The 23,897-nt window shown below is 71.8% G+C and carries 23 protein-coding genes; 6 read left to right on the plus strand and 17 right to left on the minus strand.

Features of this window, described 5'->3' with window-relative positions:
• Positions 1-106: 106 nt before the first annotated feature.
• The 5 genes from AB5J50_RS10270 to infC form a co-directional block, all read right to left on the minus strand.
• Positions 107-1,336 carry an ATP-binding protein gene (locus AB5J50_RS10270; RefSeq protein WP_369256868.1) on the minus strand — a complete coding sequence of 410 codons (1,230 nt, stop codon included), beginning with the start codon at positions 1,334-1,336 and terminating at the stop codon, positions 107-109.
• A gap of 53 nt (positions 1,337-1,389) precedes the next feature.
• Positions 1,390-2,247 (minus strand): RNA methyltransferase, encoded by an 858-nt coding sequence (locus AB5J50_RS10275; RefSeq protein ID WP_327427387.1) that lies wholly within the window; start codon positions 2,245-2,247, stop codon positions 1,390-1,392.
• 520 nt (positions 2,248-2,767) lie between these two features.
• Positions 2,768-3,151 (minus strand): 50S ribosomal protein L20, encoded by a 384-nt coding sequence (rplT, locus tag AB5J50_RS10280; RefSeq protein ID WP_003970214.1) that lies wholly within the window; start codon positions 3,149-3,151, stop codon positions 2,768-2,770.
• A gap of 110 nt (positions 3,152-3,261) precedes the next feature.
• Positions 3,262-3,456, minus strand: a complete 195-nt coding sequence (gene rpmI / locus AB5J50_RS10285; RefSeq protein WP_003977225.1) for a 50S ribosomal protein L35 — start codon at positions 3,454-3,456, stop codon at positions 3,262-3,264.
• Between the two features lie 106 nt (positions 3,457-3,562).
• On the minus strand, positions 3,563-4,282 hold the full coding sequence (infC, locus tag AB5J50_RS10290) for a translation initiation factor IF-3 (protein ID WP_369256871.1): 720 nt from the start codon (positions 4,280-4,282) through the stop codon (positions 3,563-3,565).
• A gap of 404 nt (positions 4,283-4,686) precedes the next feature.
• Between infC and AB5J50_RS10295 the strand changes: the two genes are divergently transcribed.
• A complete protein-coding gene (locus tag AB5J50_RS10295; protein ID WP_369256873.1) occupies positions 4,687-5,043 on the plus strand; it encodes a DUF1844 domain-containing protein in 357 nt (118 codons plus the stop codon).
• 18 nt (positions 5,044-5,061) lie between these two features.
• Here AB5J50_RS10295 and AB5J50_RS10300 read toward each other — a convergent pair whose 3' ends face one another.
• Complete coding sequence (locus AB5J50_RS10300) at positions 5,062-5,793, minus strand: SseB family protein (RefSeq protein WP_369256875.1); 732 nt, start codon at positions 5,791-5,793, stop codon at positions 5,062-5,064.
• A gap of 149 nt (positions 5,794-5,942) precedes the next feature.
• Between AB5J50_RS10300 and AB5J50_RS10305 the strand changes: the two genes are divergently transcribed.
• A complete protein-coding gene (locus AB5J50_RS10305) occupies positions 5,943-6,917 on the plus strand; it encodes a serine hydrolase (RefSeq protein WP_369256877.1) in 975 nt (324 codons plus the stop codon).
• 109 nt (positions 6,918-7,026) lie between these two features.
• Here AB5J50_RS10305 and mycP read toward each other — a convergent pair whose 3' ends face one another.
• Positions 7,027-8,229 carry a type VII secretion-associated serine protease mycosin gene (mycP, locus tag AB5J50_RS10310; RefSeq protein WP_369256879.1) on the minus strand — a complete coding sequence of 401 codons (1,203 nt, stop codon included), beginning with the start codon at positions 8,227-8,229 and terminating at the stop codon, positions 7,027-7,029.
• On the minus strand, positions 8,226-9,323 hold the full coding sequence (locus tag AB5J50_RS10315; RefSeq protein ID WP_369265357.1) for a hypothetical protein: 1,098 nt from the start codon (positions 9,321-9,323) through the stop codon (positions 8,226-8,228). Before AB5J50_RS10315 ends, mycP begins: the two co-directional genes overlap by 4 nt.
• Before the next feature lie 1,121 nt (positions 9,324-10,444).
• Here AB5J50_RS10315 and AB5J50_RS10320 point away from each other — a divergent pair.
• Entirely contained in the window at positions 10,445-11,647 is a 1,203-nt protein-coding gene (locus AB5J50_RS10320) for an amino acid deaminase/aldolase (protein ID WP_327427393.1), read from the plus strand.
• Positions 11,648-11,693: 46 nt separating this feature from the next.
• On the opposite strand, the gene AB5J50_RS10325 is transcribed toward AB5J50_RS10320, so the two are convergent.
• Genes AB5J50_RS10325 through AB5J50_RS10345 form a run of 5 tightly spaced genes read right to left on the minus strand, consistent with a single transcriptional unit; the run spans position 11,694 to position 17,506 of the window.
• Positions 11,694-12,614: a DUF2510 domain-containing protein gene (locus tag AB5J50_RS10325; RefSeq protein ID WP_369256881.1), complete on the minus strand. Its 921-nt coding sequence runs from the start codon at positions 12,612-12,614 to the stop codon at positions 11,694-11,696.
• 28 nt (positions 12,615-12,642) lie between these two features.
• On the minus strand, positions 12,643-13,899 hold the full coding sequence (locus tag AB5J50_RS10330; protein WP_369256883.1) for a haloacid dehalogenase-like hydrolase: 1,257 nt from the start codon (positions 13,897-13,899) through the stop codon (positions 12,643-12,645).
• Between the two features lie 24 nt (positions 13,900-13,923).
• The gene (locus AB5J50_RS10335) at positions 13,924-14,715 is read right to left on the minus strand and encodes a 3-oxoacyl-ACP reductase (RefSeq protein ID WP_327427396.1); all 792 of its coding nucleotides are present in this window, start codon (positions 14,713-14,715) and stop codon (positions 13,924-13,926) included.
• Entirely contained in the window at positions 14,712-16,127 is a 1,416-nt protein-coding gene (locus tag AB5J50_RS10340; protein WP_369256885.1) for an aldehyde dehydrogenase, read from the minus strand. The genes AB5J50_RS10335 and AB5J50_RS10340 overlap by 4 nt, the downstream gene beginning before the upstream one ends.
• A gap of 8 nt (positions 16,128-16,135) precedes the next feature.
• Positions 16,136-17,506, minus strand: coding sequence for a glutamine synthetase family protein (locus AB5J50_RS10345; RefSeq protein WP_369256887.1), 1,371 nt, complete (start codon positions 17,504-17,506; stop codon positions 16,136-16,138).
• A gap of 77 nt (positions 17,507-17,583) precedes the next feature.
• Here AB5J50_RS10345 and AB5J50_RS10350 point away from each other — a divergent pair, with 77 nt between their 5' ends.
• Positions 17,584-18,354 carry an FCD domain-containing protein gene (locus AB5J50_RS10350; protein WP_330303304.1) on the plus strand — a complete coding sequence of 257 codons (771 nt, stop codon included), beginning with the start codon at positions 17,584-17,586 and terminating at the stop codon, positions 18,352-18,354.
• 137 nt (positions 18,355-18,491) lie between these two features.
• On the plus strand, positions 18,492-19,169 hold the full coding sequence (locus tag AB5J50_RS10355) for a gamma-glutamyl-gamma-aminobutyrate hydrolase family protein (protein ID WP_369256889.1): 678 nt from the start codon (positions 18,492-18,494) through the stop codon (positions 19,167-19,169).
• A 322-nt stretch (positions 19,170-19,491) separates the two neighbouring features.
• On the opposite strand, the gene AB5J50_RS10360 is transcribed toward AB5J50_RS10355, so the two are convergent.
• A complete protein-coding gene (locus tag AB5J50_RS10360) occupies positions 19,492-20,349 on the minus strand; it encodes a LysR family transcriptional regulator (RefSeq protein WP_369265358.1) in 858 nt (285 codons plus the stop codon).
• Positions 20,350-20,537: 188 nt separating this feature from the next.
• On the opposite strand from AB5J50_RS10360, the gene AB5J50_RS10365 reads away from it, so the two are divergent.
• Entirely contained in the window at positions 20,538-21,713 is a 1,176-nt protein-coding gene (locus tag AB5J50_RS10365; protein ID WP_369256891.1) for a TDT family transporter, read from the plus strand.
• On the opposite strand, the gene AB5J50_RS10370 is transcribed toward AB5J50_RS10365, so the two are convergent.
• The 3 genes from AB5J50_RS10370 to AB5J50_RS10380 form a co-directional block, all read right to left on the minus strand.
• Positions 21,640-22,341, minus strand: coding sequence for a helical backbone metal receptor (locus AB5J50_RS10370; protein WP_369256893.1), 702 nt, complete (start codon positions 22,339-22,341; stop codon positions 21,640-21,642). The two genes, AB5J50_RS10365 and AB5J50_RS10370, sit on opposite strands and share 74 nt — an antisense overlap.
• 41 nt (positions 22,342-22,382) lie before the next feature.
• The gene (locus AB5J50_RS10375; protein ID WP_369256895.1) at positions 22,383-23,180 is read right to left on the minus strand and encodes a class I SAM-dependent methyltransferase; all 798 of its coding nucleotides are present in this window, start codon (positions 23,178-23,180) and stop codon (positions 22,383-22,385) included.
• A gap of 87 nt (positions 23,181-23,267) precedes the next feature.
• On the minus strand, positions 23,268-23,849 hold the full coding sequence (locus AB5J50_RS10380) for a helix-turn-helix domain-containing protein (RefSeq protein WP_327427404.1): 582 nt from the start codon (positions 23,847-23,849) through the stop codon (positions 23,268-23,270).
• Between the last annotated feature and the right edge of the window lie 48 nt (positions 23,850-23,897).

The raw sequence follows: 23,897 nt of genomic DNA on the forward strand, positions 1-23,897 counted from the left end.
GGACGCAAAGGTGCCAAAGGCCGAGTCTAACGGGGGTGGGGCCCTGCCCCGGACTCGTGTCCACGGGAAGCCCCGGTACGAATGCGCCCGTGGGGCCGGTTCGGCGCTACTGGAGATACGCCGGGGTGCCCACGGGCAACGTAAATCGGAACTCGGCGCCGCCGCCGGGGGCGCGGCCGACCGTGATGCTGCCGCCGTGGGCCTCGACGATGCCCTTGACGATGTAGAGCCCGAGACCGGTCCCGCCGCGCTTGCTGCCCCGCCAGAAGCGGGTGAAGACGCGGTTCATGGATTCCTCCGGGATGCCGCTGCCCTCGTCGCTCACGGTGACCGACGTGGCGGCGTTCGCCGCGTCTTCCCGGTCCCCCCGCTCTCGCGGGGACGTCGAGGGCGTGACGTCAATGGTGACGGTTCCCTCGCCGTGGCGCACTGCATTTTCGAGCAGGTTGCTGAGCACCTGGTCGATCTTGTCGGGGTCGGCCCACAGGGCGGGCAGCGGCTGCTCGATGCGCAGCAGGAAGCGGTCGGCGGGCTGGCCCGAGGTGACGTACGCCTGGATGTGACGGCCGACGGCCGCGCCGATGTCGACGGGCTGGCGGCGCACTTCGAGGCGCCCGGAGTCGATGCGGGAGATGTCGAGCAGCTCGGCGATCAGCCGCGTCACACGGTTCGCGTCGGCGTCGACGGTCTCCAGCATGAGCTTCTTCTGGTCGTCGGTGAAGCGTTCCCACTTGGCGAGCAGGGTGGCCGTGAAGCCCTTGACCGAGGTGAGCGGCGAGCGCAGTTCATGGGCGACCGTGGCGATCAGCTCGGCGTGGCTGCGCTCGGTGCGGCGGCGGGCCTCGGTGTCGCGCAGCGAGACGACCACGCGGTGGACGGGACCGGTGGGCTTCGTCCGCACGTAGCGCGCCGAGACAAGGACCTCACGGCCGCCGTGCAGCAGCAGATTGCGCTCGGGCTGACCGTTGCGGATCGCGAGACCGCCGTACGGGTCGGTGAGCTGCCACCACCTGCGGCCCTCCAGATCCTCTAAAGGGAGCGCCGACTCCAGGCGGCGCCCGAGGGCCTCGGAGGCGGGGACGGCGGTGATACGGGCCGCGGCGGCGTTGAAGCAGATCACCCGGCCGTGTTCGTCGGCGACGACGAGTCCGTCGGGAAGGTCGTCGGGGTCGATGCCCAGCGCTCCGAGCCCGGCCACGGGGTCCACTCCGGATTCGGCTCCGAGGTCGGCTTCGGCCGCGGCGTCGAGATCACCGCGCCGGGACGGGGACGCGGTGGTGCCGCGCACGTCCCGTGCTCGCGGCGCCTTCTGCGCACCGCTCGTGCCGACACTCATCCCCGTACCCCACCTCTCGTCTGGCGCCGAGGGCCCCCGAGCCCGTCACCCTACTAGCTGTCGGTGACGGAGCGGCACCCTCCGGAGGCGCGCTGCGCACGGGCGGATGCGTAGAGACATACGGCTGCGGCCGTGGCCAGGTTCAGACTCTCGGCCTTTCCGTGAATCGGTACGCGCACGACGGCATCGGCCAGCGCGCGCGTCTCCTCCGGAAGCCCCCACGCCTCGTTCCCGAACACCCAGGCCGTGGGCCCGCCCATGGTCCCCTTGTCGAGTTCGTCGTCGAGGTCGTCGTCACCGGCGCCGTCCGCCGCGAGAATCCGTACGCCCGCGTCCTTGAGCCCCTGGACGGCCCGCTCGACGGGCACCCCGACGGCGACGGGCAGATGGAACAGGGACCCGACCGAGGCCCGCACGGCCTTGGGGTTGTAGAGATCGACGGACGCGTCGGTGAGGACGACGGCCTCGGCACCGGCGGCGTCCGCGCAGCGCAGCACGGTCCCGGCGTTCCCGGGGTCCCGGACATGCGCGAGTACGGCGACGAGCTTGGGCCCGGCCTTGAGGATGTCCTCGAACGAGGTGTCCAGGAAGCGGCAGATCCCGACGAGCCCCTGCGGGGTGACGGTCGTCGAGATGTCGGCGATCACGTCCTCTTCGGCGAGGTGCACCCGGGCTCCGGCGTCCCGGGCCTCCCCGATGATGTCGGCGTAGCGCTCCGCGGCCTCGACGGTCGCGAAGAGCTCGACGAGAGTGGGGGTGCCGTCGGGCCGATGCGCCGCCGCCTCCCGCACGGCCTGCGGACCCTCGGCCAGGAACAGCCGCTCCTTGCCCCGGAAGTTCCGCTTCGCCAGCCGCCGCGCGGCAGAGACACGAGGCGAGCGCGGGGAGATCAACTCGGGGGCGGCAGCCATGGGTTCACCTTCGGAGGGTTGCGGAGGGTTGTTCGGTGTCCGCCGCGCCGAGCCGAAGCGACGACGACGAAAAAGCTCCCGGCCACGGCCAGGCACGACAGCCGCCGGCGGCTGCGGGCTACGGACCGGCATCTCCGTCGCGGGGCTCGCGATCGGGGTCGCCGGCTGCGGCTGCGACTGCGACTGCGGGGCAGTCTCGTCCCTCCGGAGCGGAGAGCCCGGGCCGGCCCTCTTCCCGCCGTGACGGCACTCAGCCGAGACGGCGGATTCCGGCGACGTTCACGATCCAATTGCCGGCTGAGGGCAGCCGCGCCCCCTTAGGGGCGCGGGGCTGTGACATCTGCGGCCCCGCCGCGTGGGCGCGACCAGCCACGATCGACCGTGAGCCACGAGACGGCCCACGCCCCTACGGCGCAGTCGTACTGGGCGGCAGCGCCAGCGAAAACGCATGTGGACCCGCAAGCCGCAAGGCAAGCAGGTCCACAGCCACAGCTACATCCGGCTCAAGGCCAGCGCAGCGTCACGCAGCCTTCGGCGCGTTGACGTCCGACGGCAGCGCCTTCTGCGCGACCTCGACGAGCGCGGCGAACGCGTTGGCGTCGTTGACGGCCAGCTCCGCGAGGATCTTGCGGTCCACCTCGATGTTGGCGGCCTTCAGACCCTGGATGAGGCGGTTGTACGTCATGCCGTTCTGGCGGGCAGCGGCGTTGATGCGCTGGATCCACAGCTGACGGAAGTCGCCCTTGCGCTTCTTGCGGTCGTTGTAGTTGTAGACCAGCGAGTGGGTGACCTGCTCCTTGGCCTTGCGGTACAGGCGCGAGCGCTGACCGCGGTAGCCAGAGGCGGCCTCGAGGATCGCCCGGCGCTTCTTGTGGGCGTTGACTGCCCGCTTGACGCGTGCCACTTGTTAACTCCTTGTAGCGGGGCCGTGGTGATCGTCACACGGCCCGAAATCGATGGGGTCCCGGTCCAGATGTACGGCGCGCGGCGATCAAATGATCAGGCGCCGATACGTCACTTGCCGAGAAGCTTCTTGATCTTCGCGGCGTCGCCCGGGGCCATCTCGGCGTTGCCGGTCAGGCGGCGCGTCACGCGGGACGACTTGTGCTCGAGCAGGTGGCGCTTGCCGGCGCGCTCACGGAGCACCTTGCCGGAGCCGGTGATCTTGAAGCGCTTGCTGGCACCGCTGTGCGACTTGTTCTTCGGCATAGCGCCGTTCTCTCCTCGTCAGTGGCGTTCCGGTGCCCGGTCGTGAAACCGGGCACGGTGGAACGTCATATGTATGGATTGTCATCCCGGGGCGTGAGCCCTGGGATCAGGCCTCGGCGGATGCCTCGGCCGGAGCCTCGGCGGTCTCGACCTCGTCGGTCGCGACCTCGTCGGCGATGTCCTCGTCGACGCTGTCGGTCTCCGCGGCGTTCTGCGACTTGCCCGGGTTGGCCTTCGCTTCTGCCTTGCGAGCCGCCTGAGCCTCACGGGCCTCGGCCATCGCCTCGGTCTTCTTCTTGTGCGGACCGAGAACCATGATCATGTTCCGGCCGTCCTGCTTCGGGTTCGACTCGATGAACCCGAGGTCCTCGACGTCCGACGCGAGACGCTGCAGCAGTCGGTAGCCCAGCTCGGGCCGGGACTGCTCGCGACCACGGAACATGATCGTGATCTTGACCTTGTCGCCCTGCTTGAGGAACCGGACGACGTGACCCTTTTTGGTGTCGTAGTCGTGCGGGTCGATCTTCGGCCGGAGCTTCATTTCCTTGATGACCGTGTGCGCCTGGTTCTTGCGCGCCTCACGGGCCTTCATGGCCGACTCGTACTTGAACTTCCCGTAGTCCATGAGCTTGCAGACCGGCGGACGTGCGTTCGCCGCCACCTCGACCAGGTCGAGGTCGTACTCCTGCGCAAGCTCCAGGGCCTTGGCAAGCGGAACAATCCCGACCTGCTCGCCGCTGGGACCGACAAGTCGCACTTCGGGAACGCGAATCCGGTCGTTGATGCGGGGCTCGGTGCTGATGGATCCTCCTCGGTAGCACCACACGGCGGTCTGGCGGACAGCCGCGTATGTCTCTGATGACAGTTGGACCAACCACCGCGGGGCATGAAAAATGCCCCGGACGGGACACAGGCGGGGCTCCAAGGAATACCGGAGCACCGCCGCGGTGAACCGCGGGGCGCACATTCGGGCGACTCCACCGTCCGTACGGAACGGTGGTGGCCGCCTGACCGGGTGACCCGCCGTCCCGGAGGATGGTCGGGTGGGAGATCGGAGCCTCCACTTGTGGGCCGAGCACGCTGACATACTTCTTGGCGCGTCCGGCCGGTCGTTACACAAGGTTAGCAGCTCGGGGCAGTCAGGGCTAACCGACGGCATCCGCGGGTACTGAAGAGGGCCGACCAGGGGTGTGTAGGGGTCGCTCCCACCTACGACCTATCGTGTGATGCATGAGTGACACCCCTCCCCAGACGCCCGACTACGACACCATGACCCGCGACATCGCCGAGGTCCCCGCCGTCGAGGTGATCGTGACGGTCGCCGTCAACCTGATGAGCGCCGCAGCAGTGAAGCTCGGTCTGACCGAGGAGGGCGACGAGCACAAGGACCTGGACGAGGCGCGCAAGCTGGTGACCGCGCTGGCCGGGCTGCTCGACGCGAGCGCGACCGAGATCAGCTCCTTCCACGCGGCGCCGCTGCGCGACGGTCTGAAGTCGCTGCAGCTGGCCTTCCGCGAGGCGTCGCTCGTCCCGGACGAGCCGGGCCAGGGCCCGGGCGAGAAGTACACGGGCCCGGTCTACGGCTAGGACCGCACCGCCGGAACATCAGGAACGTACATAGAGGGGCTCGCCAGGCAGCGTCGCTCCGGCCGGCAGAAATGCCAGGTCGAGGCCGCGCACCAGGCGGGCCCTCAGCGTTTCGTCGGCCGCGAGCCGCTCGCCGAGCGCGCGGGCGGTCTCGGCCGGGGCGGCGGAGGGGTCCAGTACGAGCGCGAGGGTGCCGTCGGCCTGACCGGGGCCGAGGTGGGCGCGGAGCACCAGGGGCTCGGCGGCGACCGCGGCCCGTACCGCGTCGACGACGGCCGGGTCGGCGAGCGGGTCGGCGGACGTACGCCCCTCGGCGAGCGCCAGCAGGGCCGGGCCCGTCAGCTCGTAGGGCACGGGCCCAGCCATGTCCAGCACGATCGTGTCGGCCTTCTCGTGCGCCGCCGCCTGCAAGGCCTGATGCAGGGGTACGGCGACGGGGCGGGCCTCGGGGTCCCAGCGGGCCAGCGACTCGGTGGAGGTGAAGGCGGGCAGCGCGGTGCGGCTGCCGGCCTTCAGGGTCGGCACGGCCATGTCGCTGGTCTTCTCGTGACGCAGCCCGTTCGCGTCCTCCTCGACCTCGCCCAGGACGGCCACGACGGGCACGAGCAGCCGGGCGCCCGTGAGCGCCTCCAGGACCGGCCCTACGGCGGTGCGGTCCTCGGCCCAGGCCGCGAGCGCCGCGCTCAGCCGGGGATCGGCGGAACCGTCGTCGTCGGAGAAGCCGGAGTCGGGAATGTTCTTGTTCGCCACGGTCCCCGACCCTATAGGGGGGATGCTGCTGCGCTTGTGCGGCCCCGGAAACCCGGGGTTGACGGGACTCATCGGTTTCTCAGGTTTCCCTGACACACCTCTAACATTCGTCTAACCGCGGACACAGGCCTGGCATCCAGCATCGCGGGATGGACCGTCACAGAGCACGCGGGCGCCGCGCCCGCCCCTCCCGACGCACGCCAATCCTCTACACCTTGGTGGCCTCCGCCGTCCTTGTGGGCGGTACGGCTGCCGGGACCGTGTACGTGAAGGCGCAGGCGCACGACGGCCCGGGCCTCGTATCGTCGTCGGCGTCGTCGTCCGCTCCCTCGGCGTCGTCCTCGACATCGCCGGCCGTCAGCGAGGAGGCCTCGGTGGAACCTGTGGCGGAGCCCTCGGTGGACTGGGACGCCCTGCTCGCCGCGGCGATGAAGGACGTGACCGTGGCGGACACCGCGAAGCTGTCGGTCGCGGTCCTCGACACCGACTCCGGCGAGAGCGCCACGTACGGCGACTCCGCCTTCGACACGGCGAGCATCGTGAAGGTCGACATCCTGGCCACGCTGCTGCTCCAGGCGCAGGACGCGGACCGGCATCTGACGGCGCAGGAGAAGACGTACGCCACGGCGATGATCGAGAACAGCGACAACACATCGGCGTCGGCGCTGTGGCGGATCATCGGCAAGGCGAAGGGGCTCGACGCCGCGAACAAGCGCTTCGGGCTCACAGACACCGCGGGCGGCAACGACATGCTGTGGGGGCTGACCCAGACCACGGCCGCCGATCAACTCACCCTGCTCCAGCAGGTGTTCGGGGACGACTCGAAGCTCAGCGAGTCCTCGCAGACGTACCTTCAGGGGCTCATGGGGGAGATCGAGATCGACCAGCAATGGGGGGTTTCAGCCGCGGCCGACGGCTCCAAGTGGGCGCTGAAGAACGGGTGGTTGGCGCGCAGTACGACCGGGCTGTGGGACATCAACAGCATCGGGCGGGTCACCGTCGACGGGCACGACTATCTGGTGGCGACGCTGTCGAACGGCAACTCGACGCAGGCGAAGGGGATTTCGCTGGTGGAGGCCGCGGCCAAGGCCGCGGTGGCCGCGTTCACGGACAGCCAGGCCTGAGCGTTGGTTCCGTCGCCGCCGTCGTCATAGCCGCGGCCGGGTGTGGCTGGTCGCGCCCACGCGGCGGAGCCGCACATGTCACAGCCCGGCGCCCCTCTCGGGGCGCGTTCTACTGGGTGCGCTCCGAGAATCTGCGGCCTCGCCACAGCGCCACCGCCGTTGCGAGCAGGACCGCGCCGAAGCCGCCGGCGAGTGGGCCCGCCCAACTGGCGGAACTGTTGTCGTCCTCGGGGGCGTCGGGGCCCGTACCGAAGTACTTCTCGCCGTACGCCGCCGAGTCGAGGCCCTCCGGCTTGATGCGGGCGGCGGCCTTGATGGCGGCGGCGGGGTCGATGAAGCCGAAGCCGCGGGAATCGTCGTGGCCGCCGGTGGGGGCGTCGCGGGCGGTGTCTTCCAGGAGCTGTTTGATCTGGGCCGGGGAGAGCCCCGGGTGGGCCGCCTTGACGAGGGCGACCGCGCCGGAGACGAACGCGGACGCCGCGCTGGTGCCCCAGCCCGAGTAGTAGCGGTCGTCCGGGTCGGCGATGACGACGTCGACGCCCGGGGCGCTGACGGTGGCGTACCAGCGGCGGGTGGAGAACGAGGCGCGGGTGCCGTACCGGTCGACGGCGGTCGCGGCGATCACGCCCGGGTAGGCGGCCGGGTAGGAGATGTGGTCGCCCTTCTCGCCCCCGTTGCCTGCCGAGGCGACGACGACGGCGCCCTTCTTCAGGGCGTACTGGACGGCCTCGTCCTCGGCGGGTTCGGGGTGGGCGGACTTGGAGTCGTCGCCGAGGGAGAGGTTGATGACGTCGGCGCCGTGGTCGGTGGCCCAGCGGATGCCCTCGGCGAGGGCGTTGCCGCGGGTGTTGCGGGCCTTCGTGCGGGCCGAGTCGCCGTCTTCGAGGATCACCCGGACCGGGAGGATCTTCGCCTTGGGGGCGATGCCCATGACGCCGTCGGCGTTGCCCGCGCCGTGGCCGTGACCGGCGATGATGCCCGCCATGGCGGTGCCGTGCCGGGCCCAGGACCGGTCGCCGCGGGAGGCTCCGAAGCCGACCATGTCCTTGCCGGTGAGGACGTTGCCCGCGAGGTCCGGGTGCTGGGCGTCGACGCCGGTGTCGAGGACGGCGACGGTGATGCCCTTGCCCTTCGTCGTGCGCCAGGCCTCCTGGGTGTGCATCGCGTCGAGGGCCCACTGCTGGGCGCGTATGCCGTCGGCGTGGGCGGCCGTGGACGGGACCAGGGCGAGGGAGGCGGCCAGCAGGACGCTGAGGAGTCCGGCCCTGCGGCTCACTCCGGCCTTGCGGGACGCTCCGGCCTTGCGGGTCATGACGGCTTCTCCGTGGCCGAGGTGGCGGTCTTGCGGAGGCCTCGCTCCACGCGGTCGGCGAGGCCCTGCGCCTCGTGGCCGAGGCCCGCCTGGGCCGGGGCCGTGGTCGCGCCGGCCTTCATGGCGTCGGCGGCGGGCTGGGGAGCCGTGACGGTGCGGCCGTCCGCGAAGCCGGAGACGGCGTAGACGACGACAGGGGCGTCGGTGAGGACCGACACCGTCCAGGAGGCACGCTGGGCGTCGCCGAAGCCCTCGGCGGCGGTGCCCTTCGCGGCGTACGGGCGGGGCATCAGGTCGGTGCGGCTGCCCAGGCCCTCTTTCTGGAAGCGGGCCTTCAGGGAGGTCATGGCCGCCGCGTCCGCCTTGGTGAACAGCAGGCCGACGGTGGTGACATGGCTGCGGGTCGCGTCCGTGTAGGTGGCGCGCAGCAGCCGCAGGCAGCCGACCGGGGCCAGGGCCTTGCGCAGCAGCGGGTCGAAGGCGTCCTTGCAGCCGGTGTCCGGGGCGACGGCGATACGCGTCCAGGTGCGGTCGGCGCCGCCGGGGCCCGCGCCGTCGCCCTGCACGGTGGGCGGGAAGAGCTCGTCCACGGGCACGCTGTGCCAGAGATCCGCGGCGGCCGCGTAGGTGCTGCGCGAACCGGACCCGTCCGCGCCGTCACCGGTCAGCCAACTCCCCGTCACCGCACCGCCGATGAGCCCGAGCCCGAGGACGACACAGGCCGCGGCGGCCACGGTACGGGGTCGGGTGCGCCGCCTGGCGACCGGGCGCGGGCTGTCGTCGTACGTCTCCGGCTGCGCGAACGACACGAAGGGGCGCTCCACGCTCGGGGTTACTGACGGGCTTGCTGACGGAGGTGTGGGAATCGGAGGTGTGGGAGCCGGGGGTTTTCCGGCGGGTTCCTCGGCCGGGATGGGCCGCAGTCGCCTGGTGGTCTCGCTGGGCCCCTCCACGGACACGCCGGCACGGCGTGCGGCAGCGGCGGGCGACACACCACGGCCGCTGTCCGCGGTCACGGGCGGCGCGTCCGGGAACCGCGCGGAGGCAGCGGGCGGCGGCGGGCCCGCCGAACCGGCCCGGCGCCCGGGCCGCAGCTCGGGAAACCGCCGGGCCTCCACCCCGGCCGCCGACGCGGAGCCCTGCGGGCCGCTGGTGGCGTCCGGCGTCGGCACCGACGCATCGGAGGAGGAGTCGAAGAAGTCGAAGGACCTCGCGGGCGCCGGCACACGCGGGCCTCGCCCCGCACCCGACACCGCGCCCCCACCGGACGACCGAGGACCATCACCCTCCACGGTCCCTTCACCCGGCCGGGACCATGACGAGGACGATCCGAAGGCCTCCCCCGCCACAGGCGGGTTCACCGGACGGGGCGGAGGGCTGCCGCCCGCCGGTGCGGCCTGGGGGCGGGGCGGAAGCACGGGGCTGCCGTGCGCCGAGTCCACTCGCCGTGGCGAAGACAACGAGGCATCACCCGACGTCGAGCCCACCGGACGGGGCGCCACGGCATCGCCGGACCCCGAGGCCATGGACCGTGCCGAAGCCGACGGAGCCGACGGCGGGGTCGCGGGCCGGGGCGGGAGCGACAGGGCGTCCCCGGCAGCCAGATCCTGCGCACGGGAAGACGGGGTCTGTCCCGGCGACGGGACCTCGCGCCCCGCGGTCTCACCCCACCCCGCGGCTTCGCCTCGCGGCGCGGGCTCTCCCCGGGGCGTGGTGTCGTCCGGCACGAACGACTCTCCCGACGTCGGAGGCCGCTCCGGGCGAGGTGGAGTCACCGTGCCGGGCGGAGACGCAGGACTGGGCGGAGGCGTAGGACCGGCCTGATCCGCCGGACCGGACGGAGTCGACGAACCGGACGAATTCGACGAACCGGACGGCGCCGAGGAACCAGGTGGAGTCGACGGACGCGGGGGGATGGAGGCGCGGCGCGCTTCCGTACTCATGGACCCCCCGTTTCCTCGTACCGGGCTGTCGGACCGCCTCGGAGCTCGGCGGGGCCGTTTCACAGGTGCGGAAGGGAAACCGCCACGGGCACGCATACCCGCACCGGTGGACCGTCACCCCGGGCGGAGCCCGTCGGGACAAGGTCGTCCTCCCTGCGTGCGCGTCACTCTACGGGTTGACCCTGGCCCGGAGGGAACCAGTCCGGGGCCCCGGGGCATCTGCCCGGAACGTCCCCCTACCCTGCGGTAATCGAGTCTGGCAGGCTTCGGTCATGACTGCCCGCGCCGCAGACCGGGCCCGTTACGACCGGGCCACCGCTCACCTCGACGCCCCCGTCGCGATCGTGGACCTGGAGGCCTTCGACGCGAACGCGGACGATCTCGTCCGCCGGGCCGGCGGCAAGCCGATCCGTGTCGCCAGCAAGTCCGTCCGCTGCCGCACCCTGCTCGAACGCGTCCTGGACCGGGACGGCTTCGCGGGAATCATGTCCTTCACCCTCGCCGAGTCCCTGTGGCTGGCGAGGTCCGGCTTCGACGACGTACTGCTCGCCTACCCCTCGGCGGACCGCAAGGGCTACGCCGAGCTGACCAGCGACCCCAAGCTCGCCGCCGCCGTGACCGTCATGGTCGACGACCCGGCCCAGCTCCGTCTCATCGACGAGGCCCGGCAGGGCGGCACCGAAGTCGTGCGCGTCTGCCTGGAGTTGGACACCTCCCTCAAGCTGCTCGGCGGACGGGTCCGCGTCGGCGCCCTCCGTTCGCCGCTGTACTCCCCCGCCCAGGTCGCCGACATGGCCCGCGCCGTCGTCCGGCAGCCGGGGTTCAAGCTCGTCGGGATCATGGCGTACGAGGGTCATATCGCCGGCGTCGGGGACTCGGTCGAGGGACGGCCCCTGCGCTCGCGTGCCGTCCGGCTGATGCAGGCCACCGCCCGCAAGGAGCTCGCCCAGCGGCGGGCCGACGTCGTCCGCGCCGTACGGGCCGTGGAGCCCGGCCTCGAGTTCGTCAACGGCGGCGGCACCGGCAGTGTCCAGCACACCGCCGCCGAGGACGCGGTCACCGAGATCGCGGCCGGCTCCGGGCTCTATGTGCCGAGGCTCTTCGACAACTACACCTCGTTCACCGGGCGTCCCGCCGCGCTGTTCGCCCAGCCCGTCGTCCGCCGGCCGGGCGTCGGGATCGTGACGGTCCTCGGCGGCGGTTACCCGGCCTCGGGCGCTCCGGGCCGCGACCGGCTGCCGGTCCCGTACCTCCCGGAGGGGCTGAAGTACGACCCCCAGGAGGGCCCCGGCGAGGTGCAGACGCCGCTGCTCGGCTCCCCGGCCGACGATCTGCTCATCGGCGACAAGGTGTGGTTCCGGCACGCCAAGGCCGGCGAACTGTGCGAGCGGTTCGACACGCTGCATCTGGTGGAGGGCGATGCGGTGACGGCCACGGTCCCGACGTATCGCGGCGAGGGCCACACCTTCCTGTGACCCGCTCCACTTCCCTGTGATCCGGTTCGCTTCGCTGTGATCCGGTTCACTTCGACGGGCCGATGCTGCTGCCCACGCCCCCACCCGTGTCCGCGTCGCCCACCGGCCGGATCCCCTTGGCGATCCTGTCCATGTCGGTGAGCGGCGGGCCGTCGGATCCCGCGTCGAAGGCGAAGCGGACGATGACGAGCGACTCCGAGCCCACGCTGGACGGAAAGGCCAGCGACTCGACGTAACCGCCGGGCCCCACTCGCGTTTTGACCTTCCAGCGCACGAAGTACCCGGCACGTCCGGCGACGGCGACCTGGCCCGACTTCACCTCCTGGTGGGACGTGATGCCCTTGAAGGGGCGGTTGTCGATGAGGTCGCGGTCGTAGGAGCTGTTCGCGGCGTCCTCGATGTCCTGCTGGGCGAGGACCTTCGGGGACTTCTCGTCGTTCGCCGTGACCGTGCGCGAGATGACCCGGCCGTGGCGGCAGAGGCCGGGGTCGCCCGGGCAGTCGTACGTGCCCGGAGTCGTCATCACGATGTCGTGCTCGGCGACGTACTGGGGTCTGACCCAGCCGTCGAGCAGCGGCAACGTGATGCCGTTGAGCTCGTCCACGACGACGGACGGGTCGTCCGCCGAGGGTGCGGAGGTGGACGCCGAGGGCGACGGGGTGTCGCTCACGGGTGGGGACACCGCAGTCGTCGGGGTCGTCGCCGCCGCGTCGCCGCCGCCGTCGTCCCGGCGGAGCAGGACGGCGCCCGTGACGATCGAGGCGACGAGGACGACTCCGGCCACGGAGAGTGCGACGGCCTTGGCGCGGCCGGAACCGCCCTCTCCGGGGGACTCCGGCTGCGTCAACGGCAGTTGGGGCGCCTCGGGCTGGCGCCGGTGGTCGGTCCACGCGGTCCCGTCCCACCAGCGCTCGACGAGCGGGTACGACGGGTCGCGGTACCAGCCGGGCGGAGGCGTCATACTCATCCCCGCACTTTAGGACGAGCCCCGAAGATCAGTACACGGTGTCCGCACGGTCGGGCACGACCGACCCGTCCTCCCTCGGTACCGGGCCTCTGGTCCCGTCAGGCTCGTTGTACGCGGTGGTCGAGCACGGGTAGGGATCCCGCCTGCGCGGCAGCGGCTCGATGAACATCGGGTTGATCACCCAGCGGCCGTCGGCGTCGTCGTACGCCCGGCACATGAGTTCGTTCTTGTTGCGGTTGATGACGAGGTGCGCGCCGGTGGCGTCGCCGACGAACGTGACGTCGGTGTCGGCGTCGCCGCCCGCGATCGCGGTGCGGTGGCGCCGGTCCTGCTTCTGCCAGGCGGCGGCGCCGCGCACTCCGTAGATCTCCTGGTTGATCCAGCAGCGCTTCCCGTCGATGTACGGGATGGCCTCGCCCCGGCTCGCCGGTGCGTCGCCGCAGCCCTGGTTCCAGCTGGTGATCCGCCCGCGCCGGTCGAGGACGGAGCGGATCGCGATGGTGTGCCGGGCGTCGATGCCGACGCCGCGCGACCAGACCTCGGTGACGGGTTCGGAGCCCGCCGAGACGATGTAGACGTCGAATCCGGCTCTTTGGAGCGTACGGATCAGATCGCGCTGCCGGTCGTAGTAGCGGACGTACGCCGGGATCGTGTGGGTGCCGAGGCTCTGCGTCGAGCCGACGGGCGCCGTGAGGGCCGCCTTCCGCGCCTGTCGGGCGTACGAGGTCAGCTCGGCGGTCGTGTGTCCGGCGAACAGCTGGGGCACCCAGGCGTACTGCGGGACGGTGCGCCGGTGGTTCCAGTCGCCGGCGAAGGCGGCGGCGCCGCTCATGGTCCGCCCGTCCTCGCGGATCTCGAAGATCTCGTCGGTGCAGCGGGTGTTCGTGGCGGTCGGCAGGGGCGCGCCCACGGGTACGCCGGTGCCGCATGCGGCGGTGAGGGCGGTGTTCGCCGCGTCGGTGAGCCACTCGCTGGTGGCCTTCCAGCTCGCCGGGCGCAGGATCTTGTCGTGCTTGAGGGCCCAGGCGAGGGTGGCGTCGGTGACGTCGTTCTTGGTGACCGTGTTGTCCCAGTCGAAGGCGGCGACCGGCCGGCCCCCGTCGGCGTGCCCGGCGCAGGTGCCCCGTTCATCGATCACCTGCTGGAGGTGGGCGCGGTTGTCGCCGTACCAACTCCCGGACAGTCGGGGGCAGTCCGGGCTGACCGGCGGTGCGGCCTCGGCCGGCGCGGCCGCCAGGGCGGCGGCCGCGACCAGGGTCCACGCGAAAACGGATCGGTATCGCATGGGACGTACATATACCGAGGTGGTCTACAGGGGCGTGACGTACGCGCCCGAGATTCCGCCGTCCACCAGGAAGTCGGTGGCGTTGACGAAGGAGGAGTCGTCGCTGGCGAGGAACGCGACCGCCGCGGCGATCTCGTTCGCCTCGGCGAACCGCCCGACCGGGATGTGCACGAGGCGCCGAGCGGCCCGCTCCGGGTCCTTGGCGAACAGCTCCTGGAGGAGCGGGGTGTTCACCGGCCCGGGGCACAGGGCGTTGACCCGGATGCCCTCGCGGGCGAACTGGACGCCCAGTTCGCGGGACATGGCCAGGACGCCGCCCTTGGAGGCCGTGTACGAGATCTGCGAGGTGGCCGCGCCCATCCGGGCCACGAAGGACGCCGTGTTGATGATGGAGCCCTTGCCCTGGCGCCGCATGTAGGGGATCGCGGCCTTGCAGCACAGGTAGACGGAGGTGAGGTTGACCTCCTGGACGCGCTTCCAGGCCTCCAGGCCCGTCTCCAGGATGGAGTCGTCGTCGGGCGGCGAGATGCCCGCGTTGTTGAAGGCGATGTCGACGGAGCCGTAGGTGTCGTACGCCGTCTTGAAGAGCGCCTCGACCTGCTCGGGGTCGGTGACGTCGACCTTGACGAAGATCCCGCCGATCTCCTCGGCGGCCGCCTTGCCGCGCTGCTCGTCCACGTCGCCGCAGACGACATGGGCGCCCTCGGAGGCGAGCCGGCGCGCGGTGGCGAGGCCGATGCCGCTGCCGGCGCCGGTGATGACGGCGGTACGGCCGACGAGACGGCGGCAGATGTTTCCTTCGGTGGCTTCGGTCACTGTGCGGGGCCCTCCGTACTGATGAAGACGTTCTTGGTTTCGGTGAAGGCGGTGAGCGCGTCCGGGCCGAGTTCGCGGCCGATCCCCGACTGCTTGAAGCCGCCGAAGGGGGTCCAGTAGCGGACGCTGGAGTGGGAGTTGACGGACAGGTTCCCGGCGCGGACGGCTCCCGAGACGCGCAGCGCCCGGCCCACGTCACGGGTCCAGATGGAACCGGAGAGGCCGTAGTCGGTGGCGTTGGCGAGCCGGATCGCGTCGGCCTCGTCCTCGAAGGGCAGGACCACGGCGACGGGGCCGAAGACCTCCTCGACGGCCACGCGCGCGTGGGGCTCGACCTCGGTGAGGACGGTGGGCGGGAACCAGAAGCCGGGGCCTTCGGGCGCCTTGCCGCGGATGCCGGGCGCGTCGGCGTCGACGTACGACCGTACGCGCTCCAGCTGCGCCCGGGAGATCAGCGGGCCCATCTGCGTCTGCTCGTCGGACGGGTCGCCGACGACGACGGACTCGACGGCGGGGGCGAGGAGTTCGAGGAAACGGTCGTACGCGGAGCGCTGGACGAGGATGCGGGTGCGGGCGCAGCAGTCCTGGCCGGAGTTGTCGAGGAAGGACATGGGGGCGGCGGCCGCGGCGGCCTCGATGTCGGCGTCGGCGAAGACGATGTTGGGGCTCTTGCCGCCGAGTTCGAGGGTGACGCGCTTGAGGAGGGCCGAGCCCTTCGCCAACACTTGTTTGCCCACGGTCGTTGACCCGGTGAAGACGATTTTGGCCACCCCCGGGTGCTCGACCAGGGCGTTGCCCGCGACGGGTCCCGCGCCCGGCAGCACCTGGAAGAGGTGCTCGGGAAGGCCGGCTGCCAGGGCGAGTTCGGCCAGTCGCAGGGCCGTCAGGGGTGTCGTCTCGGCGGGCTTGAGGATGACCGCGTTGCCGGCCGCGAGCGCGGGGGCGGTGCCCCAGGCCGCGATGGGCATGGGGAAGTTCCAGGGCGCGATGACGCCCACGACACCGAGCGGTTCGAGGATCGTCACGTCGAGGCCGCCCGGGACCGGGATCTGGCGGCCGGTGAGCCGCTCCACTCCCCCGGCCGCGTAGTCGAGCAGATCACGGACGTTGCCCGCCTCCCAGCGGGCGTTGCCGAGGGTGTGACCGGCCTCGCGGACCTCAAGGCGGGCCAGTTCTTCGAGGTGGTCGTCGACGGCGACGGCGAAGCGGCGCAGCAGCCGGGCGCGGTCGCCGGGAGCCAGGGCCGCCCATGCGGACTGCGCCTTCGTCGCCCGTACGACGGCGGCGTCCACGTCCTGCGCGGTGGCGCCCGCCACGGTGGCGACGACTTCTTCGGTCGCCGGATTGAGTACGGGGAGCTCGTACGGGTCGGACCCCGCGTACGGGTCGGCCTGCTGGGACTGCTCGGACAAGAAGGGCCTCACATGCGTTCGAAGGAGCGGCGCAGCTCCCAGTCGGTCACCGCGGCGTCGAAGGCGTCCAGCTCGACGCGTGCCATGTTGCGGTAGTGCGCGACCACCTCGTCGCCGAAGGCGGCCTTGGCGATGGGGCTGTTCTCCCAGAGCTCGGCGGCCTCGCGCAGGGTGGTGGGCACGTGCTCGTACTCGGCGGTGTACGCGTTGCCCGCGCACGGCTCCGGCAGCTCCAGCTTCTGCTCGATGCCGTACAGACCGGCCGCGACGAGTCCGGCGACGGCCAGGTGCGGATTGACGTCACCGCCGGGCAGCCGGTTCTCGAAGCGCATCGAGCGGCCGTGGCCGACGACGCGGAGGGAGCAGGTGCGGTTGTCGTACCCCCAGGCGACGGCGGTCGGCGCGAAGGAGCCGGGCTGGAAGCGCTTGTACGAGTTGATGTTGGGCGCGTAGAGGAGCGAGAAATCGCGCAGGGCCGCCAGCTGTCCGGCGAGGAAGTGCCGCATGACGTCCGACATGCCGCCGGGGTCCTGCGCGGAGCCGGCCATCACATTCGTGCCGTCCGCGTCCGTGAGCGAGAGGTGGATGTGACAGGAGTTGCCCTCGCGCTCGTTGTACTTCGCCATGAAGGTGAGCGAGACGCCCTCCTGGGAGGCGATCTCCTTGGCGCCGGTCTTGTAGATGGCGTGCTGGTCGCAGGTGACGAGGGCCTCGTCGTACTTGAAGGCGATCTCGTGCTGGCCGGGGTTGCACTCGCCCTTGGCGGACTCGACGGTCAGGCCGGCGGCCTGCATCTCGTTGCGGATGCGGCGCAGCAGGGGCTCGATGCGCCCGGTCCCGAGCACCGAGTAGTCGATGTTGTACTGATTGGCAGGGGTCAGCCCTCGGTAGTGGGCGTCCCAGGCCTGCTCGTAGGTGTCCTTGAAGACGATGAATTCGAGCTCGGTGCCGACCTGGGCGGTGTAGCCGAGTTCGGCGAGGCGGTCGAGCTGGCGGCGCAGGATCTGGCGGGGCGCGGCCACCACCGGGGAGCCGTCGTTCCAGGCGAGGTCGGCGATGAGCAGGGCGGTGCCCTCGTTCCACGGGACGAGCCGTAGGGTGCTGAGATCCGGGTGCATGGCAAAGTCGCCGTAGCCCCGGTCCCAGGAGGACATGTCGTACCCGTCGACGGTGTTCATCTCGGTGTCGACGGCGAGGAGGTAGTTGCAGCCCTCCGTGCCGTGCTCCAGGACCTCGTCGAGGAAGAAGCGCGCGGCGAACCGTTTGCCCTGGAGCCGCCCCTGCATATCGGGGAAGGCCAGGACTACCGTGTCGATCTCGCCGCCCGCGACGAGGGCGTGCAGCTCCTCGACGGCGAGCGGGGGTGTGCGGTCTGCCACCGGAAAAGCCTCCTTGGGTCAGCCGAGAGCCATAAGGTATTGCCGAGAACCATTGCTTGGGAAGGGGGCACGACCAGATGACGCAGGCGGGTCCTGACAGTGGTCCGGCGAGCGGTCCGGGAAGCGGTCCGGGAAGCTTGGGCGACGGGCTGACGCCCGTGCTGCGGCCGGTACGGGCGGGCAACGGTTTCGAGGAAGCCCTGGAGCAGATCCTCCAGGTCGTCCGGCTCGGCCTGGTGCCGGGCGGCGAACGGCTGCCCGCCGAGCGGGAGTTGGCGGAGCGGCTCGGGATCAGCCGGGTGACGCTGCGCGAGGTGCTGAAGGTGCTCCAGGACCAGGGCCTGGTCGAGTCGCGGCGCGGCCGGTACGGCGGGACCTTCGTGGTGCCGAGGACCGACGCGCCCGGCGAGCAGGAGCTGCGGCGGCGGGTCGCCGAGGTCGACATCGAGGACGTGCTGCGCTTCCGCGAGGTGCTGGAGGTGGGTGCGGCGGGACTGTGCGCCGCGCACGGGCTCGACGACGACCAGGCCGACCGGCTGCGTGAGGCGCTCGCCCGCACCCACGACGCACCGCTGGCCGACTACCGGCGCCTGGACACGATGCTCCACCTCACCCTCGCGGAACTGTGCGGCTCCCCGTCGCTGACGGCCCAGTACGCGGCCGTCCGCGCCTCCGTCAACGACCTCCTCGACTGCATCCCCCTTTTGGTACGGAACCTCGAGCATTCCCAGCGGCAGCACACCGCACTGGTCGAGGCGGTGCTCGACGGGGACGCGGACGGGGCGCGGGAGATGATGCGGGAGCACTGTGCGGGAACGGCGGCGCTGCTGCGGGGGTTCCTGACGTGACGGGACCTCGCTTCCGCGGGACCGGCTATGCAAAGGTATAAGTCTGTTCCATTGAGTCTGTTCCTTTGATGTCCGGCGTCTGTTCCATTGACGTCTTTCCATGGAAGTGAGGGAGGCATGGAAGTGAGGGAGGCAGCATGGGCAGGCCGCTGATCGGTGTGAGTACGTATCTGGAGTCCGGGGCGCGCTGGGGGGTGTGGGAGCTGGAGGCGGCGCTGCTGCCGGCCGGTTATCCGCGGCTCGTGCAGCGGGCGGGCGGGCTCGCCGTGATGCTGCCGCCGGACGACCCGGCGCAGGCGGCCGCGACCGTCGCCCGCCTCGACGGGGTCGTCGTCGCGGGCGGCCCGGACGTCGACCCCGTCCGCTACGGCGCCGAGCGTTCCCCGCGTACGGGGCCGGCCGCGCCCGAGCGTGACGCCTGGGAACTCGCCCTGATCCGGGCCGCGCTGGCCTCCGGCACGCCGCTGCTCGGGATCTGCCGGGGGCTGCAACTCCTCAACGTCGCCCTGGGCGGCACGCTCGTCCAGCACATCGACGGGCATGTGAAGGATGCCGGTGTCTTCGGGCACCACGAGGTGACGCCCGTGCCGGGAAGCCTGTACGCCGGTGTCGTCCCGGAGGTGACCGCCGTGCCCACGTACCACCACCAGGCGGTGGAGCGTCTCGGCGATGGCCTGCGGGCCTCGGCCCATGCGGCGGACGGGACGGTGGAGGCGATCGAACTCCCCGGCTCCTCGTGGGTGTTGGGGGTCCAATGGCATCCGGAGGCGGGCGAGGACCTGCGCGTCATGCGGGCCCTGGTCAACGCCACATAGGCCAGACCACCGGGTTCTCGCCCCCCGCCGCCCCTACCCGTGCCATCCCCAAGGGGCTCCGCCCCTTCAACCCCGTTCGGTTGTGTGTCGGGTGCGGGTGGGTGGGGGCTTGTCGCGCAGTTCCCCGCGCCCCTCAACAGCTGCCGGTCCGCCCCGGGTGCTTTTGAGGGGCGCGGGGCTGTGACATTTGCGGCTCCGCCGCGGGGCGCGACCAGCCCCCACCCACCCGCAGCCAAAGAACCGGCCTACGGGGTCTGGGGCGGAGCCCCAGGAACGGGATGGGACGGGTAGAGGCGGCGGGGGCGAGAACTCCCGGCCTCAGCTACACGCCCCGCGTCAGCGACAGTAGGTCTCGGGCCGGGCCCGTGGGGCGATGGCCCGTTGGCCAGACGGCGCGGAGAGAGCGGGCGAGTTGGACGTCGGCGAGGGGGATGTTCACCAGCCGGTGGGCCGAGAGTTCCTCGCCGAGGGCCAGCTCGCTCAGGACGGCGGGCCCGGCGCCACTGACCGCGGAGGCCTTGACCGCCGTGGTCGAGGAGAGCTCGATGAGGGGCCGCGCAAGGCCACCCAGCGCGGTGTCGAGGACCTGACGCGTACCCGACCCCTCCTCCCGGAGGATGAGCGGCGTAGCCGCAAGCTCGGCGGCGGACAGGGGCGCCCGGCGACGCGCCCAGGGATGTCCGGGTGACGTCACCACGATCAGCCGGTCGTGGGCGATCACCGTCGAGTCCAGACCCGCCGGAACCGACAACCCCTCGACGAAGCCCAGATCCGCCTCACCGGCAAGGAGCCGTTCCGCGACAGCGGCGGAGTTCCCGGCGAGCAGCGACACCGCCGTGTCGGGCCGCTGCGCGCGCAACGCGATCAGCCAGCCCGGGAGCAGATACTCGGCGATGGTCATGCTCGCGGCGACCCGAAGCCGCGAGTCACGCCGGTCCCGCAATGCCTGCGCCCCCGCGTCGAACGCCTCGGCCGCCTCCACCACCCGCCGCGCCCAGTCCGTGACCAGCGCCCCCGCGTCGGTGAGCCGCGACCCGCGCGGCGACCGGTCGACGAGGGCCACTCCCAGCTGCCGTTCCATGGAGCGGATCCGGCTGCTGGCCGCCGGCTGGGTGATCCCCAGTTCGCGAGCGGCCCGCCCCAGACTCCCGAGGCGCGCCACGGCCAGCAACAGCTCCATCGCCCCCAGGTCCGGCACCCGGTGCGCGATCCCGGCCCCGGCCGGCTCCCCGCCTCTGCTCCCGGCCGCCCCGGTTCCGGCCGCCTCTGCTCCGGTCGGTCCTTCCACGTTGCCCATAAACCCAGCTTATGCCCCCATAGAGCGACACTCCCTGGTGGGGAGTACGCCGCCGCGCGACCGTGGGGGACATGGTCACCGCAGCCCAGCCCCTCACCCTCCGCAAGGCCGGAACCCCCCGCACCTCGGGAACCCCTCGCGCCGTCGCCGTCCGGCATCTCGGCCCCAACTGGTACGCCTCGGTGATGGGCACCGCGATCGTGGCCACGGCGGGCGCCGGACTCCCCGGGGACGTTCCGGGCCTGCGGACCGTCTGCACCGCCGTATGGGCGCTCTCCCTCGCGGTGCTCGTGACCCTGCTCGCCGCCCGCGCGCTGCACTGGACGCACCACCGCGACCAGGCCCGCGCCCACCTCCTCGACCCGGCCATGGCCCCCTTCTACGGCTGCCTCTCCATGGCCCTGCTGGCCGTCGGCGGCGGCACCCTGGTCGTGGGCCAGGACTGGATCGGAACCGGGGCGGCGGTCGCCCTGGACGCCGTCCTGTTCACCGCCGGTACGGTCGTCGGGCTCGTCGCCGCCGTGGCCGTGCCGTACCTCATGGTCGTACGCCATCGGATCGAGCCCGGCCAGGCGACACCGGTCTGGCTGCTTCCGCTCGTCGCGCCCATGGTCTCCGCCGCCCTCGGCCCCCTCCTCGTCCCCCATCTGCCTTCCGGACAGGCCCGGGAGACTCTCCTGCTGGCCTGTTTCGCGATGTTCGGACTGAGCCTGCTGGCCACCTTCGTGATGCTGCCGGTGATCTTCGCCCGGCTCATCACCGGGGGGCCGCTGCCGCTCGTACTCACCCCGACCCTGTTCCTCGTGCTCGGCCCGCTGGGCCAGTCGACCACCGCCGTCGGCAAGTTCGCGGACTTCGCGCCGGGCGTGGTGCCCGCTCCGTACGACCAGGGGTTCGGCATGCTCGCCGTCCTCTACGGCGTCCCCGTGACGGGCTTCGCGCTGCTCTGGCTGGGGCTGGCCACCGCGATGGTGCTGCGGGCGCGTCGCCGGGGCATGGGTTTCGCGATGACCTGGTGGGCGTTCACGTTCCCGGTGGGGACCTGCGTGACCGGCGCCGAGGGGCTGGCCCGGCACACCGGCCTGGTCGCCTTCGACGTGCTGGCGGTCGCCCTGTACGTGCTGCTGGTGGCCGCCTGGTCCGTGGCCGCCGTCCGCACGGCGCGCGGTCTGCTCAGCGGTGAGCTGCTCGCAGCGCCTGGCCGAGCAGCCGGGGCGCTTGCGCCAACGACGGCCCGTACCAGGTGAGTCGGCGGCCGTCGACCAGCGCGCACGGCGTGCCCTCGAAGGCTTCGGGTCCGTCGTCGGCGGTGAAGCGGTACGGCTCGTCGGGCAGGACGACGAGGTCCGGGGCCGCGGCCCTGAGTTCGGGGAGCGGGATGCGGGGGTAGCGGTCCTCGTGGCGCGCGTACACGTTGTCCACGCCCAGCCGGGCCAGCACGTCCCCGGCGAAGGTGTCCCGGCCCAGGACCATCCAGGGCCGCCGCCAGACCGGCACGACCGCGGTCGTACGGCGGTCGGGAGCGGGCAGCCGCGCCCACGCCGTCTCCGCCTCGTCGAGCCAGCGAGGCCGGCTGCCCGCGCCGCACGCGTCCAGCACCCGCGCCAGTTCGCGGAAGGCTCCCGGCACATCCCGCACCTCGGTGACCAGCACCTCGATTCCCGCCTCGCGCAGGGCGGTCAGGTCGGGCTCGCGGTTCTCCTCCTCGTTGGCGACGACCAGATCGGGCGCGAGCCGCACGATCCGGTCGACCCCGGGATTCTTGGTGCCCCCGATCCGTACGACATCGAGGTCCGCGGGATGGCTGCACCAGTCCGTCGCGCCGACCAGGGCCCCGGGGACGGAGACGGCCACGGCCTCGGTGAGTGAGGGCACGAGCGAGACGACACGCGGTGCGGCTCGCGGTACGGCACGTGTCACGGCCGCACGCCCCAAGTCGTGATCAGCGGATAGGAGTTGACGGCGAAGCCGGGGTCGTCGAGGAGACGCATGCAGTCGTCCAGCTGCTCCTGGGTCAGGCCCTTCTCGACCAGGCGGCCTGCCAACTGGCGGATGTTGACCTGGTGCAGGCGGGTGCCGGACGAGCCGCCGCGCCAGGACTCGGCGTACGTCGCGGACGCCACCTCGGTCAGACCCGCCCGGCACAGCGCCGCGTAGGCATGCGCGCCCCATCGCATGTCGGCGCCGGCCGCCGTGATGATGCCCATCACCGCGTCGTGCATCCTCTCGAACAGTGCGGCCGACTCGGGCGAGGGGGACGCGAGCACGGGGATCCAGCCGCAGTCGAACTCGTCCAGCACGAGCAGACCGCCGGGGCGCAGCGCCCGCACCAGCCGGTCGAGGGCCGCCCCGCGTTCGGGCACGTGGAGCAGCACGAGCCGGGCGTGGATCAGGTCGAAGTCGCCCTCCGGGAGCTCTTCCGCGCCGATGTCGTGCCGCACGACGCGCAGGTTGGCGCGTCCGGGGAGGCCGTCCATCCAGCGTGGTTCGAGGTCGGTGACGAGGACGGAGCCGGTCGGGCCGACCCGGTCGGCGAGCCAGCCCGCGACGGAGCCGCCGCCTCCGCCCAGCTCCAGGCAGCGCATCCCGGGACCGACGCCCAGGTCGGCGAGACGGGCGAAGGTCACCGGGTCGTAGCAGGTCTCCAGAGCGTCGAAGCGCCCGCCGGCGAGCTCGGAGGTGTTGTCGAAGGCATAACCGGAGGTACCGGACATGGCGTCAGTATCGCAGTGCCCCCTGGCATGGATCCGCCACGGAAGGGTCAGCGCCACCCAAAGGTGTGCCCGTCGCCCAGGGAACGGTCAGCGTCTGCCGAAGCCGTGCCGCTCCTCCACCGCGTCGATGTGGTCGGCGACCTCGACCACGATCACCCGGGTGTCCGGGACGGTCGCCCGCCACCGATGGCGCACACCGCCCGTCAGATACAGCGTGTCGCCGCGCCCGAGCCGATGGGCGCGGCCTTCCGCCTCGACCTCGACGGCGCCGTCGGCGACGTACATCAACTTGTCGTTGCGGTGCTGGAGTTCGCGTCCCTCGTCGTGGTCACCGGTGAACTCCGTGGCGTGCAACTGGTGGTGACCGCGCACCAGGGGGCGCACTTGGGCTTCGGGGGTGAACTCGGCACCGGCGTCGGCGCGCACGACGTCGACGCTGCACGCCGGGTCGGCCGCGGCGAGCAGTTCCACGGCGGTCGTGCCGAGTGCGTCGGCGACTCTCTCCAGGGAGCTCTTGCTGGGCCGGGCCCGCTCGTTCTCGACCTGGCTGAGAAAGGGGACCGACAGGCCGCTGCGCTCGGCCACGACGGCGAGCGTGAGCTCCAGTGCCCGGCGCCGCCGCCGGACGGCCGCGCCCACCCGAAGGGGCTGTTCTTTGTGGTCGCCCATCGCTCCGGCTGCCTCCCTTGCGTCGTCGGTCCGCTGGTTCTTCGGTTT

The organism is Streptomyces sp. R35 (assembly GCF_041053035.1).
GTDB classification, from domain to species: Bacteria; Actinomycetota; Actinomycetes; order Streptomycetales; family Streptomycetaceae; genus Streptomyces; species Streptomyces lutosisoli.

Coding starts and splice junctions, on each gene's coding strand:
- AB5J50_RS10270 (WP_369256868.1), bottom strand. CDS start 1,336: ATGAGTGTCGGCACGAGCGGTGCGCAGAAGGCGCCGCGAGCACGGGAC.
- AB5J50_RS10275 (WP_327427387.1), bottom strand. CDS start 2,247: ATGGCTGCCGCCCCCGAGTTGATCTCCCCGCGCTCGCCTCGTGTCTCT.
- rpmI (WP_003977225.1), bottom strand. CDS start 3,456: ATGCCGAAGAACAAGTCGCACAGCGGTGCCAGCAAGCGCTTCAAGATC.
- AB5J50_RS10295 (WP_369256873.1), top strand. CDS start 4,687: ATGAGTGACACCCCTCCCCAGACGCCCGACTACGACACCATGACCCGC.
- AB5J50_RS10305 (WP_369256877.1), top strand. CDS start 5,943: ATGGACCGTCACAGAGCACGCGGGCGCCGCGCCCGCCCCTCCCGACGC.
- mycP (WP_369256879.1), bottom strand. CDS start 8,229: ATGACCCGCAAGGCCGGAGCGTCCCGCAAGGCCGGAGTGAGCCGCAGG.
- AB5J50_RS10320 (WP_327427393.1), top strand. CDS start 10,445: ATGACTGCCCGCGCCGCAGACCGGGCCCGTTACGACCGGGCCACCGCT.
- AB5J50_RS10325 (WP_369256881.1), bottom strand. CDS start 12,614: ATGAGTATGACGCCTCCGCCCGGCTGGTACCGCGACCCGTCGTACCCG.
- AB5J50_RS10330 (WP_369256883.1), bottom strand. CDS start 13,899: ATGCGATACCGATCCGTTTTCGCGTGGACCCTGGTCGCGGCCGCCGCC.
- AB5J50_RS10350 (WP_330303304.1), top strand. CDS start 17,584: ATGACGCAGGCGGGTCCTGACAGTGGTCCGGCGAGCGGTCCGGGAAGC.
- AB5J50_RS10355 (WP_369256889.1), top strand. CDS start 18,492: ATGGGCAGGCCGCTGATCGGTGTGAGTACGTATCTGGAGTCCGGGGCG.
- AB5J50_RS10360 (WP_369265358.1), bottom strand. CDS start 20,349: ATGGAGCTGTTGCTGGCCGTGGCGCGCCTCGGGAGTCTGGGGCGGGCC.
- AB5J50_RS10365 (WP_369256891.1), top strand. CDS start 20,538: ATGGTCACCGCAGCCCAGCCCCTCACCCTCCGCAAGGCCGGAACCCCC.
- AB5J50_RS10375 (WP_369256895.1), bottom strand. CDS start 23,180: ATGTCCGGTACCTCCGGTTATGCCTTCGACAACACCTCCGAGCTCGCC.
- AB5J50_RS10380 (WP_327427404.1), bottom strand. CDS start 23,849: ATGGGCGACCACAAAGAACAGCCCCTTCGGGTGGGCGCGGCCGTCCGG.